Source organism: Kordiimonas lipolytica (assembly GCF_042651265.1).
Lineage (GTDB): Bacteria > Pseudomonadota > Alphaproteobacteria > Sphingomonadales > Kordiimonadaceae > Kordiimonas > Kordiimonas lipolytica.
The window spans coordinates 215,291-229,580 of sequence record NZ_JBHSCR010000001.1 but is presented as its reverse complement, the minus strand read 5'-3'; the positions used below and the strand labels follow the sequence as shown (position 1 = coordinate 229,580).

Genomic DNA, 14,290 nt, shown 5'->3' with positions numbered 1-14,290 from the left:
TTCAGTTGACAAAAACTGCAGAATCTGCTGTTTACACCCCCGCGATTCGATAGAATTTCTGCGTTCCCAAATGAGAAAGCATGTTCGTCGAAGCAATTGACCCGGGGGTGGTTGCGCCCCCATACTCGCGCTGACAATTTTTATCCTGGAGTTCCTATATGTCGGACAAGATCAACAAGGTGGTACTGGCCTATTCTGGTGGCCTGGATACCTCGATCATTCTCAAGTGGTTGCAAGTGACCTATGACTGTGAAGTGGTAACCTTCACGGCTGACCTGGGTCAGGGCGAAGAGCTTGAGCCGGCACGACGAAAAGCCGAGATGCTGGGCATCAAGGATATCTTCATTGAAGACCTGCGCGAAGAGTTCGTGAAAGACTATGTCTTCCCCATGTTCCGCGCCAATACGGTTTATGAAGGCATGTATCTTCTGGGCACATCCATCGCCCGGCCGCTGATTTCCAAGCGCCAGATCGAGATCGCGAAAGAAGTGGGCGCGGACGCGGTGTGCCACGGCGCAACCGGCAAGGGCAACGACCAGGTCCGGTTCGAGCTGGGCTATTATGCCCTGAACCCCGATATCAAGGTGATCGCCCCCTGGCGCGAGTGGGACCTGCACAGCCGGACTGCGCTCCTTGAATTTGCTGAACAGCACCAGATTCCGGTGCCAAAAGACAAGCGCGGCGAAAGCCCGTTTTCTGTCGACGCCAACTTGCTGCACACCTCCAGTGAGGGCAAGGCGCTTGAGGACCCATGGGAGGCTGCTGAAGAATATGTCTATAGCCGCACAGACGATCCGCTGACGGCCCCCAATGAGCCCGAATATATCGAGGTTGAGTTCGAGAAGGGTGACGCAGTGGGCATCAACGGCGTGGCCATGAGCCCGGCGACGCTGCTTGAGCAGCTGAACGCCTACGGCAAGAAACACGGCATTGGCCGCCTGGACTTACTCGAGAACCGTTTTGTCGGCATGAAGTCCCGCGGGATTTACGAGACGCCGGGCGGCACGATCCTTCTGGCCGCGCACCGGGGTATCGAGCAGATCACGCTCGACCGCGGCGCCATGCACCTGAAGGACGAGATTATGCCCAAGTATGCGGAATGCATCTATAACGGCTTCTGGTTCAGCCCAGAGCGCGAGATGATGCAGGCGCTGATTGACAAGAGCCAGGAGTTCGTGGCGGGCACAGTGCGCCTGATGCTCTACAAGGGCAGCGCGCATGTCGTTGGCCGCAAAAGCCCCTACAGCCTCTATTCCATGGAACATGTGACGTTCGAGGAAGACAGTGTCTACGACCAGCGCGACGCGGCTGGCTTTATCAAGCTGAATGCCCTTCGCCTGCAGCTTCTGAAGCGCCGCGGTAATGTGACTGAGCCGCCAGCTTACGAGTAAGCTGACAGCCACGCGCATAGCAGCCTTTCGAAACCGGGCCTTGACGGATGTCGTGGCCCGGTTTTTCATGCCTGCAGTTGAAAAGGTGCCGAGCTGGCGCAGTTTCACAGATCAAAGGAGCGTTTGTGGCCGACATTTTCACTATCATTGCACCGGTCTTTCTGATCATGATGCTGGGCTTTGGCCTTGGGAAAACCAAGCTGTTCCCCGAAGGCTCCGCCCCCATTTTGATCAGCTTCGTCTGGTATGTGGCGATCCCGGCGCTTCTGTTCCGCGCGCTGGCGCCGAAGGAGCTGCCGCATGCGTCCGAGATGCTCTTGGTGCTGGCTTATTATGGCGCGCTTTATGTGGTTTATATGTTGGCCATGCTGCTCACCCGCCTCCTGTTTGGCCTGACAACGGCAGAGCAGGGCACTTTCGCCTTTGTCACCTGTTTCGGCAACGCGGGCTTCATTGGCATCCCGATTGTCGAAGGCGTTTACGGCGAAGAAGGCGTGCGGATGCTGTTGATGCTGGTGAGCTTCCATTCGCTGACGCTGCTGCCTGTCACCACCATGGTGGTGGAGCGCGCGCTCAACCGCGGCAACGGCACCAACATCCTGGCGACAACCTTCAAAAGCGTGCGCCAGAACCCCATCATTATCGCCCTTGTGGCGGGGCTTGGCTGGTCGGCGCTGCAAATACCCGTGCCCAACTGGCTGGACAAGGTGCTGGAGCTTCCCGCTGTGGCCGCGGCACCCGTGGGGCTGTTTTCTGTGGGGCTTTCGCTTTCGCGCGTGCAGATCGCGGGTAACATCACCCACGCTGTGCTTGCGGTGGCGCTGAAGCTTGCGGTGCTGCCGCTGACGGTCTTTGTCACCACCTATTATCTGGTCGGCCTGCCACCCGTTTGGTGCGTGGTGGCAACCCTGATGGCGGCGCTCCCGTCGGGCATGATCCCCTACAGCTTCGCCACCAAATATGCTATTGGTGCCCGGCGTGTGGCAACGGCGGTGCTGATCTCGACAGCAGCGTCGGCCTTCACGCTTTCGGTGGTGCTTTACCTTATTCGTGCGGGAGGTCTGTGATGAAAATGATCTGGCAGGTTTATCTTTCGGGGGAGATCCACAGTGACTGGCGCGCTGAAATCGCAGCAGCGGTTAAGGACGCAGAGTTGCCGATCGAGCTGATGGGCCCCAATACCGACCACAGCGACTCGGACGATTGCGGCGCGGTGATCATGGGCGAACCGGAAAGCGCCTTCTGGCGCGACCATATGGGCGCGAAGGTGAACGCCATTCGCACGCGCACGCTGATTGAGGCTGCAGACATTGTGGTGGTGCGTTTTGGCGAACAGTACCGGCAGTGGAACGCCGCCTTCGACGCGGGCTATGCGGCGGCGCTGGGCAAAAGCCTGATTGTGCAGCACCCGGTTGAGTTCACCCACGCACTCAAGGAAGTGGACGGCGCGGCCATGGCCACCTGCGAAACTGTCACACAAGTGATAGAGATTTTGCGCTACGTCACAACCGGCGTGCTGAACCGTTAGGACCCATATGAAGCTCTATTATTCCAAGACATCGCCTTATGCCCGCAAGGTGCTGCTGCTTGCCAAATCGATTGGCTTTGGCGACCAGCTTGAGGTGGTGATGGCCAACCCGCTGGCGAACGAGGATGCGCTTCTGGCGGCCAACCCCCTCAATAAGGTGCCAGCTTTGATGCTGGACGATGGCCGCTGCGTGTTCGACAGCCCCGTGATCATGGAATCCCTGCTGGATATGGCCGGGCAGCCGCGCGCGGGTGATGAGTATTTCGAAGACCTGCAGATTCAGGCCCTGACAGACGGTATATTGGATGCCGCCCTTGGCCTTGTGATGGAAAGCCGGCGCGAGGACAGCGAAAAATCTGCTTACTGGCAGGAACGCTGGCACGGGGCAATCAAGCGGGCGCTGGCCGTACTGGAAGCCACCTGGCTCGATAAGCTCCACGCCTGGAACAGTGCGTCCATCGCCGCGGCCTGCACGCTGGATTACCTTTCGTTCCGCCTGCCGGAAATCAGCTGGCGCGAGGCGCACCCGGCGCTCGCCACCTGGTTTGATGAAGTGGCCACAAACCCTGACTTCACCGCCACCAACCCGCGCGATTGAGCCCCATAGAAAAAGGCCACCCGGCGTACCGAATGGCCTTTTGTATTTTTTGCCGACGCGCCTGTTAGTTGGCGCGCTGTGCATCACGTGTGGCTTTGAACTCGGTGCCTTCGCGCCAGTTTGGCCATGCGTCGCTATCAATCAGGCTGCGGCCCGTGCTGTAGTATAGCTTGAGGTCTTCGACAGCGCCCGTCAGGTCCCAGTCTTCACGATATTCGTCAGACGGCGAGTGATAGTGCTTTTCGATATACTCGGCGACGATCGCTTCCACATAGGCCCGGCCTTTTTCCCGGTGGTCATAGCCCGAGTTGGGGTAAAGCATCGGCACACCTTTTTTCGACAGCTCAAAGTGGTCGGAGCGGTAGAAATAGCCTTTCTCCGGTTCCTGGTCCGCCACCAGAATACGGTCCTGCGCCTTGGCGGCGGCCTTCAGGTAGTCGTCCAGTTCGGAGTTGCCGAGCCCCACGACCGTCACGTCCCGGGTGGGGCCATAGAAATTCAGGCCGTCCATATTGATGCCGCCCACAGTGTTTTTGAGCGGGAACAGCGGATGTTCGGCATAATAGGCTGAACCCAGAAGGCCCTGTTCCTCTGCCGTCACGGCCAGGAACAACACCGAGCGTTTTGGCTTGGGGCCGGTCGCGTATTTGCGTGCCAGCTCAATCAGGCCGCCGGTGCCGGTGGCATTATCGAGCGCGCCGTTATAGATGCCGTCGCCCTCAACGGTCGGGTCGGTGCCGATATGGTCCCAGTGCGCCATATAGACGAAAACCTCGTCCGGCTTTTCCGAGCCTTCGATAAAACCGGCCACATTGCGGCTGTCCATGTGCGCCACATCTGACCGGAAGCCGGTTGAAAACTTCAGGTTCATCGGTACGGCCTTGAAGCCCGGCGTTTTGGCGGCTGTATACATGGTGTCGAGGTCAAGCCCCGCCATAGTGAACAGTTCTGCGGCTTTTTCCTTGGTGATCCAGGCTTCGGCCTCGGAAAAGCCGGTGCCCTTGTCTTCGCGCACAAGGCCGAACTGCGGGCCGGTCCAGCTGCTGTCGACCGTCTGCCAGCCGTAGGCGGCGGGCTTGGTGTCATGGATGATGATGGCGGCGGCAGCACCCTGGCGGGCGGCTTCGTCGAACTTATAGTCCCAGCGGCCATAGTAGGTCATGGTGTTGCCAGCAAACAGCTCGGGGTCCTGGGTCGCATAGCCGGGGTCGTTGACCAGCATCACGACCGTCTTGCCCTTGACGTCCACGCCTTCATAGTCATTCCAGCCGCGCTCTGGCGCGTTGATGCCGTACCCCACGAATACCATGTCGCTCATCTGCACTTCACTGTCGGTCTGCTCGCGTCGGGTCCAGACAACATGGTCAGCGCGGTAAGAAAGCTTCAGCTCGCCGCCGTCGCCTGTGACTGTCATCTCAGGCGCGCCTTTGGTCTCAATCGACACCAGCGGCACGGCCTGGGTGTAGCTATCGCCGTTGGCGGGCTTCAGGCCTGCGTCCTTGAAGGCGGCTTCCAGATACTGGACTGTCAGCTCCTCGCCCGGGCTGCCGGGCGCGCGGCCGCCGAACTCGTCAGACGCCAGAGTGGTGATATGGCCCTTCAGCGCCTCTGTGTTCATGGCATAGGGGGCGGTTGCCTCCTCCGCCTGCTGGCTGTCGCCGCAGGCCGCGAGGGCGAGCATAAGCGCCCCTGTTAATGCAAAATTCTTCATGGAAAACTCCCCGTTTATATTTGTGACGGAGAGTGGCTGGTAGCGGCGGCGCTGTCAATGCGGCTTGGGTTCGCCGAATGGAATTGGCGAGTGCTTTTGAGGCGTTCGCGTCGCCATTTGAGGCGTTCGCGGTCCGGTTGTCGCTTTCATTGATTTGCCGGGTGCACGGTCCATTCAGACAAAGCGAATGGATTCAGGAGGTAAGAATGAAATCCAAGAAAAAAGTCATGATAGCGACAGCTGCCTGTGCCCTTTGGACCGGCCCTGCAGTCGCGGCAGACGAGGCAACCATCTTCAGCTACAGCTTCTTCGAAGGCGCCTTCGTGCATGACGATTTGCGCACTGGGGGCCTTCAGATCACAGACCGTGACGGTGTTGGCGATACGACAGACGACAATTTCGGCACGCTCTCGGGCGATACCGGCAATGGCGCTTCCGCGCGCCTGTCGTTCGAACTTTTCGGGGACGGTGATCGCGGTTTCCATATCGTCACCGACTATATCCAGACAAGCCATGCTCCGGTTCTGAACCTTACCAGCCTGCAGGGCTGGTCGGCATCGGGTGTGTTGGATGCGAAACAGAAAGAGTGGCGCGCCGCCATCGGCTATCACACGCTTGTGGGGCAAAAAGTCAGCCTGTTTGCGGAAGTGGGCGTGGTGAACAGCAAGGTTGATTTCGGCACCGCAGCCCTGGTGCTTGGTGGCAGCACCGCCAGCGCAGACCTTGGTGAGGCCAGTGGGTCCAGAACATCGGTGGATGCCAAGCTTGGTGTCCGTGCCATGGTGAGCGAACGGTTCGAGGTGACAGGTTTTGCCCGCTACCACGGCAACGGCGACATCGGTACAAGTGACGGTGGCAACAGGGTTGATTTTTCTGGCAAGGTACGGGCAGGCGCAGGCGTGCTTTACCGTCTGAATAAACGCTTCGCGTTCGGGCTGGATTACGAATTTGGCAAACCGGGCCGGGCGCGACTGGGCGCGCGGCTAAGCTTCTAGGCGGGCTTCCAGCAGTTGCCGGACATGGTCAATCCGTGTCCGGCCAACGGGCAGCTCAGTACCGTTGCTGAGATGCAGGGCATAGCGACTGCCTTCCAGCGATTTGATGTCCAGAATGGCTGTCCGGTGGACTAGGTAGCTCTTGTGGGTGCGGACGAAGGCGCTTGCCAGGATATGTTCCAGCCGGTTCAGCGACTTGTCGTGGAATCGCGTGTCACCAGTTGCCAGAAGGGCTTCTGAATATTTGTCCGCCGCCTTGAAATAGAGAATGTCCTGAAGCTCCACCACCTCGAAGCCGCCGCGGGTCTCGAAAGAAAGCTGCCTGGGCTGGGCGGGCCTGTCTGGCGTACTGTCCCACAGTCGGGTGAAGGCCTTCGACAGCCGCGCCCTGGTGAACGGCTTGGGCACAAAATCCAGCACGCCATACTCGAACGCCTCAAGCGCGCGGTCGGTTTGGGCTGACACAATGATGGTGTGGGCTGCCTTGGCCGTGAAACGCTTCAGAAGGTCGAACCCGTCCTCCCCCGCCAGGTTGAGATCCAAGAGGATCACGTCGGCGTCCATGCCAGCCAGTTGCTGGTCCGCCTCCTCAACGCTGGTTGCCAGCGCGCAGGCTGCCAGCCTGTCGCCCAATATCTCGGTGCTCAGGCGCTGAAGCCGCCGGGCGACAAGTGGTTCATCCTCAACGATCAGTATGCGGTAGGGCATGGGTTATCTGGTTCCGCCCTTTTCATTCTTCCGGCCAATTTCAATGATGGTTTCCCACGCCGAGCCTACCTGCCTGGCGTCAAAGCGAAAAGCTTTTCCGCAAAATTCTTCAAGCCGCGCGATGACATACCGGGTGCCCGTACCTGTGCCAAGCCCCGTGCCGACAGCGCCTGCAGTGACCGGGCAGCGCAGGTGGTAGCGCGTGCCGGAGGCCAGCTCTTCGGCCATCAGCCGGAAGCAAATATCGCGGCCCGTGTAGTTATTGTGGGTGAAGGCGTTTTCCATCAGCGTATGAAGGATGCCCGGCGGCACATTTGCCTGCAGGTCTACGCCCGTTGTCTCGATGGTCATTCTTGCCTCGAAGCGCTGTTCCATCAGCCTGAGGTGGACACGGCACAGGTCAAGCTCTTCCCTCAGCGTGACGGATTGCCTTTCTGCAAAGTCGGCGAGCAGCCGGAATTCGGTCGCCAGTCCGTCGATGAAATCGACCGCGTCTTCGGGGCTGGTTTCCACCCATTCCATCAGCGCCGTCAGGGAATTCATCAGGAAATGCGGCTGGATGTTGCGCTTGATCAGGTCGGCGCGCAGGCGTTCTGATACGAGCGCCAGTTGCTGCGCCTCCCTGGTCCTGCGCCGAAGGTCCAGTCCCAGATCGATGGCAAGCAAAAGCGTGACGGCAATCAGGTAGGGGTGTTTGCCCAGAGGGTCGACGGCAAGGGCGGCCAGGGCCATGCCATGACCCCAGAAATACAGGCCCGGTGCGGTGCGGCCCCTGTAGGCGGCCAGGGCCGCCGCGCCCATCAGCAGCAACTGAAGGGCGGCGAAGGCCCAGATGTCTTCCCGGCCATCCGGTGCGGCGACAAGGGCCAGGGCCAATGCAAGGCCTGCCGCGCCCATCCATAGGGCGCGATTCTTCAGGCCTAGGCGGACCAGCGTCACCCAGGCCAGCAGGGCGAAGACAAGCAGGGCAAACGGCACGATCATTCGGTCAAGAAGGGGCTGCCAGCCATAGGGGTAGCTGAACAGGAACTGGCCTTCCTCCAACAGGATTACGGCAAAGATGGCGAAGCAGGTGACCGCCGCTGCCAGAAGTGTGGGGGACCGGCCACCGGTGAAGGTGAGCACCAGAAGATAGCCGCCCACGAGGAAGGATGCGGTGGCCACGAAGAAGGTGCTGATAACCGACCAGTGGACGCCGAAAAAGTCTGACTGGAGCGCCGCCGTCCGGACATACAGGTCGAGGCCTGCGCCCTTCTCAAGGCCAAGCGCGTTGATCCGCATTTCCAAGAGGTGCTTTCCCGGCTCCAGGGCCCCTGCGGGGATCATCACCCGACTGTGGCGGTTGGCGCTTTCACCCCTCTGGCGGTTCGAACCGATGAGAGCGCCGTCCCAGTAGAAGTCGTAAACACCATAGAGGCTGACGCTCATGGCCAGCGGGTTGGTGACGGCCTCTTCCGGGCCGTCGCGGACCAGGATTTCCTGCCGGAAAACCAGGGTGGCGTCCTTGTGGGGCACCCGGCCCGTGAAGGGTTTCCAGTCTTCCGGTCCGGGCAGGGGCTTATCCACTGTCGGGACAAATTGCATGGGGGGCGCGACGGCTTCCAGCTCAACTGCCAGCGCTGTAGGTGAACAAGCCACCCAAAGGACCACCAGATATGTCAGGAACCGTTTCATGGACAGACCATAGCCCAGTCGGCGCGATTTGCCACCGCAAAGGCGCCAACGTCTCATGGCGCTGTTCTGACTGGCTTGGGCTTAACCGATGAAGGTGTTTTTGATGCCGTCCAGCATGAACTGGCACGACAGGGCCGCCAGGATGACGCCCAGAAGCCGGGTCAGTACCGCGTTCACGGTGGGGCCAAGCCAGTCCATCACCTTGGAGGCGGCGAAGAAGATGATGAGCGTGATCAGCATCACGACCGCAAGCGCGGCCAGAATAGCCCCCTGGGCCGCCATATCATGCTCATAGTTGGACATGGTCAGCATGATGGTGGCGATGGCGCCGGGGCCTGCCAGGAGCGGAATAGCGACGGGAAAGACGGAAATGTCTTCGAAATATTCGTCCAGCTTTTCAGCCGATTCCTGCTTTCGTTCGGTGCGCTTCTCGAACACCATTTCAAGTGCGATGATGAGTAGCATCAACCCGCCCGCAACCCGAAGGCCGTCCATGGAGATGCCAAGCGCGTTCAGGAACGGTTTCCCCACAAGGGCGAAAAACACCAGCACCAGCGTGCCCACAATGGTGCCCTTGATGGCCATGGTACGCTTGTGGCTTGTGGTGGCGCCCTGGGTCAGGCCCGCGAAAACCGGTGCGATGCCGATGGGGTCGACAATGACAAACAGGCCGATAAAGGCGGCGATAAAGGCTTCATACATACTGCATGCTCCGTTTAACTGACGCGGTTATCAGCCTGTTCTGAAAGCTGGATGCTTACGGGCTGCCGTTCTTAAAGCGTACCTGGCTTAAAGCGTATCTGGCTTAAAGCGTATCTGGGTCAATATTGTTCTGACGGCAGGTCGCTGTCACGGTATTTTTGAGCAGGCATGCGATTGTCATGGGGCCAACGCCGCCAGGAACCGGCGTGATGGCACCAGCGCGAGCAGCTGCTGTTTCAAATTCCACGTCGCCCACAAGGCGGGTTTTGCCTTCACCGCGCTCAGGCGCATCGATGCGGTTGATGCCCACGTCGATGACAGTAGCGCCTTCCTTGATCCAGTCCCCTTTGACCATTTCCGGTCGGCCAACGGCAGCCACCACGATGTCTGCCTGCGCCACTTCCGCGGCCAGGTCCTTGGTGCGGCTGTGGGCGATGGTAACGGTGCAGTTTGCGTCCAGCAGCAGTTGCGCCATCGGCTTGCCGACGATGTTCGACCGGCCCACAACGATGGCTTTCTTGCCGCTCATGTCGCCCAGCGTGTCCTGCAGCATGAGAAGGCAGCCAAGCGGCGTGCAGGGCACCATGGCGTCGCCACCGGTCGCCAAGAGGCCGGAGTTGATCACATGGAAGCCGTCCACATCTTTTTCGGGGGCGATCGCGTTGATCACCGACGCTTCATCAATTTGCTTCGGCAGCGGCAGTTGAACCAGGATACCGTTCACCGCCGGGTCTTCGTTCAGCTCGTTTACCTTGGCCAGCAGCTCTTCCTGGCTTGTGGTGTCCGGCATTTCAAAGTGGAAGCTGTTCATGCCGGTCTCGCCGGTTTGCTTAACCTTGTTACGGACATAAACCTGGCTTGCGGGGTCCTCGCCCACAATAACAACGGCGAGGCCAGGCGTGATGCCGTGTTTTTCCTTGAGGCTGGCAACGTCCTTTGCAACGCCTTCGCGTACTTTGGCGGAAAAGGCTTTGCCGTCGATGATTTTGGCGGTGGTTTCGGTGGGCATGGGTGTCTCCGTGCGGTGGTCGCGAACGCCGGGGTCCTTAACCCAAAAGGCCCAGCTCGCGAAGCTTTGCGTCGAGCGCATCAAATAGTTCGACCGGCGCACCTTCAAAAAGGATCGTTTTATTCCGGTTCTGGTCACCCGCTATAAGGCGAATGGCGGATTTGGGCAACCTCAGTTTTTTGGAAAGAAGCTTGATGAGAGCCGCATTTGCCTTGCCGTTTTCCGGTATGGCGGTGACGGTTGCGCGCAGGCGCGGCATGCCGTCCGCGTCCTTATCAACCCGGTCGAGCTTGTCCGCGGAAGCCTTTGGGGTCAGGCGGATGTGCAGCCTGACGCCCTCGGGAACGCGGGTCAGCAGGCTATCCGACATTATAGAGGATGTTCACGATCAGCCTCTGGAGGAACAGGATCACCAGAAACAGAATGATGGGTGAGATATCCATGCCGCCCATGTTGGGAATGAAGCGGCGGATCGGCCTCAGTGCCGGTTCCGTGACCGCATAAAGGAAGCGCCCCAGGCCCTGCACAAACGGCTGGTAGGCATTGACCACACCAAAATGGATCAACCAGCCCAGGACGATGCTGATGATCAGCATCCATTTGAAGATGTCGAGCGCGACATAGGAGACTTGCAGCAATGCATCAATGACGACCATGTTCGATCCCTTTTTCCTGTTAACTGATCCTTATCAGGACAGGCTGTAAATTGTCACAGTTATTGCAAGACATGTAAGGTGAGTGGCCGCGAAATGCAATTAAGCGGCAAAAAATACCCTGGGGCTCCGAGTCGAATGGCTCAAAATGAGACGCTTGTGGGTAAGAATTGCCTATGGGGCAAAAATTGCCCCCTCTGGCAGAGGCAGAAAGCTGGTACGTTAGCGCATGGCGTTTTTTGGTGGCACAAGCTTTGGTGGACTTTTCGGTCCCGCACAACAGCAGACATTCCGTCCGCAGATTGTGGGGATTGATACGTCGCTTATTGCCTTGTCGGTGGATGCCAAAATTACTCAGCGGCAGCTCTCCCTGCTGACGCCGGAGCAGCGGTCGGCGTATAATTTCAGTGATCGTGGTGACGCGGTCATCCCGCCATGGCAACTGCCCGAAGAATCAAAGACGCTCAACCAACAGATTCGTGAAGTCCGCCAGCTGACAAAATTCATCGACCTGAAGGCCAATGACCTGGACGGCGTGGACGATGCAGACAAAAAGGCGACGTTCGCGCTTTACAAAGCGCTCAACAACCTGCGGGTTCTGGCGGAATATGCCTCCCAGAACAGCACGTCTGCCTCGTCGCTGTCGCGCCTTAATGACCAGTTTCAGCAGGGCCTTGCGGAAGTCCGGGACTTCCTGTCGACGGCGGATCTGCAGAAGCTGGATCTGTTTCTGGGTGACAAGCAATATAAAACCGAGGCGACAACCCGCCTGGGCAAGAACGGTACGGAATCGAACGGTACGTTGATCACCAACGACCCTAATGCCGCTATTACCGGCTTGGTGGGCAATGAGGTCTTCACTGTTTCCATCACCAAAAGTGGCGTGACCGACGATATCCAGATTGATCTGTCGGGTGTAACTGGCACGCTGTCGCTCAATAATATCAAGGACTATATCAACACCCAGATCGAGGCCCTTACGGCAATTGATGATCAGGGTGCAGAATATATCAAGCACGGCACACGTTTTGATGTGCGCCGCGACGGTGAGTCAGGCCGGTACAGCCTGCAGATAGACGGAACGATCACGGAAGAGGTCCAGTTGTCTGCGGCGGTGACCACGCCCACGCTTTATGTGGCATCGGCGGTATCGCAACTGGATGATGATTTTGCCGTTACCAGCAGGATCACGGAGATTAACGGTCTTGATGCTACCCTGACTGTGGATGACACCACGTCTTTCGCCGGCATCGACTATGAAGCCACGGCTGTGAAGGAACAGGTGGCCGAGCAAAAAGAGGATGACCTGGACCCTAAAATCGCTGGCCTGCGCGATAAGCTTCTTGCGGACGCCAAGGCCGATGTGACGGGCACCACCGGCTCGGATACAGTCGATGCAACAGACAACGAGCTTTCAATCACCAATGTCAACACCGACTATCAGGTCAATTCAGACACCAAGGCCAGCCGGGTTGCGGTTGACAGCGAAGGCGGCATTTATGTGGTTGGAACGTCTGAGGGCAGTTTCGGTCACCAGCTGAATACCGCGTCGGGCGAGGATGTGTTCCTTACCAAATTTGACACGGAGGGCAATGTTGTCTTCTCGCGCCTGTTGGGTGTGGCAGGTGACGCGGATGCATACGGCATCACGGTTGACAGTGAAGACAATGTGATCGTTGTCGGCAAGACCGACAGCGCCTTGTCCACCAGCGACGTGATCGACAGCACAGATGCCTTTGTTACCAAGATCAGCAAGCGCGGTGACGAAGTGTTCCGCTATCAGCTTGATACGTTTGGCGAATCTGCTGCATATAGCGTTGCGGTCGACAGCAACAACGATATTTTTGTTGGCGGCTATACCAAATCGGCCATCAGCTCCACGTCCGGTTTCTCGGGTGGTCAGGACGCGCTGGTCCTGAAACTTTCGGGTGCTGACGGCAGTCTGCAGGATTCTGCTGTGTTCGGCACAGCCGGCAATGATGTGGTCAAGGGCATTGCGGTTGACGGCAACGACAACCTGGTTGTTGCGACTGAGCAGAGCGGTAATGCGGTTGTGTACCGGCTTGATTCAACCAACCTGGCCGATACGTCCAACAGCCTTGATTTTGGCAGCCTTGGCACGGGTGGGTCTATTCAGAGCATCGCGATCGACAACCTTAATAACGATGTCTATATCGCGGGCGTTACTACAAATGCATCTCTGGATGCCGGCGGCACCGCGTCTGTTGTGGGTACGGCTGCGGGCGGTTTTGAAGGGTTTGTCAGCGCGCTAAGCATGAACGGCCAAACGAACCTGAAGGCTGAAAGCACCACCTATCTGTCTACCAGCGGCACAGACCGCATCAATGACGTGGTCGTCGTTGACCAGGTTGTTTATGTGGCGGGCTCCACTGCAGGCACGCTTTCGGGTGAGACATCGCGCGGCTCCGTGGATGCCTTTGTCGCTCGTGTTGACGGTAAGACCGGCGCGCTTCAGGATATGGAGCAGTATGGCGAGGGCCTGTCCAAGTCTGCTGTTGGCGGCTTGGCCTTTACCACAAAGGGCAATTCCGTCCTTGAAACGCTTGGCCTGCCAACGGGCACCATTGCCATTGACCAGACGCTTGATGTGCAGACGCAGACGTCGGCAAAGGTTGGTGACTATTTCTATATTTCGATCGATGGCGGCACGAAGAAAAAGATCACGCTGAGCGAAGGCGATACTTTCGATGATCTCAAGCGTAAATTGCGTATCGCCGGTTTTGGCAAAATTAGTGTGGATGTCTCTTCCACGGCAGAAGGCGACAAGCTGAAAATTTCAACCCTTGATGACGGCGTGTCGGTTGACTTGCTGCCTGGCAATGGGGACCGGGACCTACTGGAGCGTATCGGGCTTGAGCCAGGGAAGCTGCTGCCCAAGAATGAGGTTTTCGGCCTTGGCGAGGATGAAGAGAAAGACGGTACCGACCCGGATAACCTGGGGGGTGCGTTCGGTCTTGGACTCAAAGGTGAACTGCATATCAAGGATAAAGCCACGGCCAAATATGTGCTTGGGCTGTTTGATGGCGCCATAAGCTCGGTACAGCGTGCATTCCGCTCGCTGGAATATAACCCACTGAAAGCCTTGATACAGGAAGGAAAGTCTTCCACTCAGGGGCAAGTTCCCGCGCACCTGCAGGCTCAACTGGCGAATTTCCAGACCGGTCTTGCACGCCTGCAGTCAGGCGCTTCCTCGCCCTCGCTCAGCCTGTTCGTCTGAGCCCTTTTTCTGGTCATCTGATAGCTGGTTCAGCCTCATGCCGTCGTTCCGCGTGACTTTGCGGCCGCATGATCTTTGGCGTC

The 14,290-nt window shown here is 58.4% G+C and carries 13 protein-coding genes; 6 read left to right on the top strand and 7 right to left on the bottom strand.

Annotated features, from left to right (window positions below; translation table 11 throughout):
* The first annotated feature begins 158 nt into the window (after positions 1–158).
* From ACFO5Q_RS01025 to ACFO5Q_RS01010, 4 genes are all read left to right on the top strand, one after another.
* The gene (locus ACFO5Q_RS01025; RefSeq protein WP_068150922.1) at positions 159–1,391 is read left to right on the top strand and encodes an argininosuccinate synthase; all 1,233 of its coding nucleotides are present in this window, start codon (positions 159–161) and stop codon (positions 1,389–1,391) included.
* 125 nt (positions 1,392–1,516) lie between these two features.
* Complete coding sequence (locus ACFO5Q_RS01020; RefSeq protein WP_068150918.1) at positions 1,517–2,458, top strand: AEC family transporter; 942 nt, start codon at positions 1,517–1,519, stop codon at positions 2,456–2,458.
* On the top strand, positions 2,458–2,919 hold the full coding sequence (locus tag ACFO5Q_RS01015; protein WP_068150917.1) for a YtoQ family protein: 462 nt from the start codon (positions 2,458–2,460) through the stop codon (positions 2,917–2,919). Before ACFO5Q_RS01020 ends, ACFO5Q_RS01015 begins: the two co-directional genes overlap by 1 nt.
* 7 nt (positions 2,920–2,926) lie before the next feature.
* Positions 2,927–3,517 carry a glutathione S-transferase N-terminal domain-containing protein gene (locus ACFO5Q_RS01010; RefSeq protein WP_068150914.1) on the top strand — a complete coding sequence of 197 codons (591 nt, stop codon included), beginning with the start codon at positions 2,927–2,929 and terminating at the stop codon, positions 3,515–3,517.
* A gap of 64 nt (positions 3,518–3,581) precedes the next feature.
* Here ACFO5Q_RS01010 and ACFO5Q_RS01005 read toward each other — a convergent pair whose 3' ends face one another.
* On the bottom strand, positions 3,582–5,228 hold the full coding sequence (locus tag ACFO5Q_RS01005; protein WP_068150912.1) for a M28 family metallopeptidase: 1,647 nt from the start codon (positions 5,226–5,228) through the stop codon (positions 3,582–3,584).
* A 206-nt stretch (positions 5,229–5,434) separates the two neighbouring features.
* Here ACFO5Q_RS01005 and ACFO5Q_RS01000 point away from each other — a divergent pair, with 206 nt between their 5' ends.
* The gene (locus ACFO5Q_RS01000; RefSeq protein WP_068150909.1) at positions 5,435–6,223 is read left to right on the top strand and encodes a hypothetical protein; all 789 of its coding nucleotides are present in this window, start codon (positions 5,435–5,437) and stop codon (positions 6,221–6,223) included.
* On the opposite strand, the gene ACFO5Q_RS00995 is transcribed toward ACFO5Q_RS01000, so the two are convergent.
* From ACFO5Q_RS00995 to ACFO5Q_RS00970, 6 genes are all read right to left on the bottom strand, one after another.
* Positions 6,212–6,931 carry a LytR/AlgR family response regulator transcription factor gene (locus tag ACFO5Q_RS00995; protein WP_068150906.1) on the bottom strand — a complete coding sequence of 240 codons (720 nt, stop codon included), beginning with the start codon at positions 6,929–6,931 and terminating at the stop codon, positions 6,212–6,214. The genes ACFO5Q_RS01000 and ACFO5Q_RS00995 overlap by 12 nt on opposite strands.
* 3 nt (positions 6,932–6,934) lie before the next feature.
* Complete coding sequence (locus tag ACFO5Q_RS00990) at positions 6,935–8,662, bottom strand: histidine kinase (protein WP_068150904.1); 1,728 nt, start codon at positions 8,660–8,662, stop codon at positions 6,935–6,937.
* Positions 8,663–8,686: 24 nt separating this feature from the next.
* Positions 8,687–9,307, bottom strand: a complete 621-nt coding sequence (locus tag ACFO5Q_RS00985; RefSeq protein WP_068150902.1) for a MarC family protein — start codon at positions 9,305–9,307, stop codon at positions 8,687–8,689.
* 103 nt (positions 9,308–9,410) lie between these two features.
* Positions 9,411–10,316, bottom strand: a complete 906-nt coding sequence (gene folD, locus ACFO5Q_RS00980; protein WP_068150900.1) for a bifunctional methylenetetrahydrofolate dehydrogenase/methenyltetrahydrofolate cyclohydrolase FolD — start codon at positions 10,314–10,316, stop codon at positions 9,411–9,413.
* 37 nt (positions 10,317–10,353) lie between these two features.
* The gene (locus ACFO5Q_RS00975; RefSeq protein WP_068150898.1) at positions 10,354–10,686 is read right to left on the bottom strand and encodes a DUF167 domain-containing protein; all 333 of its coding nucleotides are present in this window, start codon (positions 10,684–10,686) and stop codon (positions 10,354–10,356) included.
* Complete coding sequence (locus ACFO5Q_RS00970) at positions 10,676–10,972, bottom strand: YggT family protein (protein ID WP_197421230.1); 297 nt, start codon at positions 10,970–10,972, stop codon at positions 10,676–10,678. Before ACFO5Q_RS00970 ends, ACFO5Q_RS00975 begins: the two co-directional genes overlap by 11 nt.
* Positions 10,973–11,198: 226 nt before the next feature.
* Between ACFO5Q_RS00970 and ACFO5Q_RS00965 the strand changes: the two genes are divergently transcribed.
* A complete protein-coding gene (locus ACFO5Q_RS00965; protein ID WP_068150895.1) occupies positions 11,199–14,207 on the top strand; it encodes an SBBP repeat-containing protein in 3,009 nt (1,002 codons plus the stop codon).
* Positions 14,208–14,290 lie beyond the last annotated feature (83 nt).

Bases quoted from the DNA above. Each gene is read 5' to 3' on its own strand.
- ACFO5Q_RS00995 (WP_068150906.1), bottom strand. From the start codon at position 6,931: ATGCCCTACCGCATACTGATCGTTGAGGATGAACCACTTGTCGCCCGG.
- ACFO5Q_RS01025 (WP_068150922.1), top strand. From the start codon at position 159: ATGTCGGACAAGATCAACAAGGTGGTACTGGCCTATTCTGGTGGCCTG.
- ACFO5Q_RS00975 (WP_068150898.1), bottom strand. From the start codon at position 10,686: ATGTCGGATAGCCTGCTGACCCGCGTTCCCGAGGGCGTCAGGCTGCAC.
- ACFO5Q_RS00985 (WP_068150902.1), bottom strand. From the start codon at position 9,307: ATGTATGAAGCCTTTATCGCCGCCTTTATCGGCCTGTTTGTCATTGTC.
- ACFO5Q_RS00965 (WP_068150895.1), top strand. From the start codon at position 11,199: ATGGCGTTTTTTGGTGGCACAAGCTTTGGTGGACTTTTCGGTCCCGCA.
- ACFO5Q_RS01005 (WP_068150912.1), bottom strand. From the start codon at position 5,228: ATGAAGAATTTTGCATTAACAGGGGCGCTTATGCTCGCCCTCGCGGCC.
- ACFO5Q_RS01015 (WP_068150917.1), top strand. From the start codon at position 2,458: ATGAAAATGATCTGGCAGGTTTATCTTTCGGGGGAGATCCACAGTGAC.
- ACFO5Q_RS01000 (WP_068150909.1), top strand. From the start codon at position 5,435: ATGAAATCCAAGAAAAAAGTCATGATAGCGACAGCTGCCTGTGCCCTT.
- ACFO5Q_RS01010 (WP_068150914.1), top strand. From the start codon at position 2,927: ATGAAGCTCTATTATTCCAAGACATCGCCTTATGCCCGCAAGGTGCTG.
- ACFO5Q_RS00990 (WP_068150904.1), bottom strand. From the start codon at position 8,662: ATGAGACGTTGGCGCCTTTGCGGTGGCAAATCGCGCCGACTGGGCTAT.
- ACFO5Q_RS00970 (WP_197421230.1), bottom strand. From the start codon at position 10,972: ATGGTCGTCATTGATGCATTGCTGCAAGTCTCCTATGTCGCGCTCGAC.
- folD (WP_068150900.1), bottom strand. From the start codon at position 10,316: ATGCCCACCGAAACCACCGCCAAAATCATCGACGGCAAAGCCTTTTCC.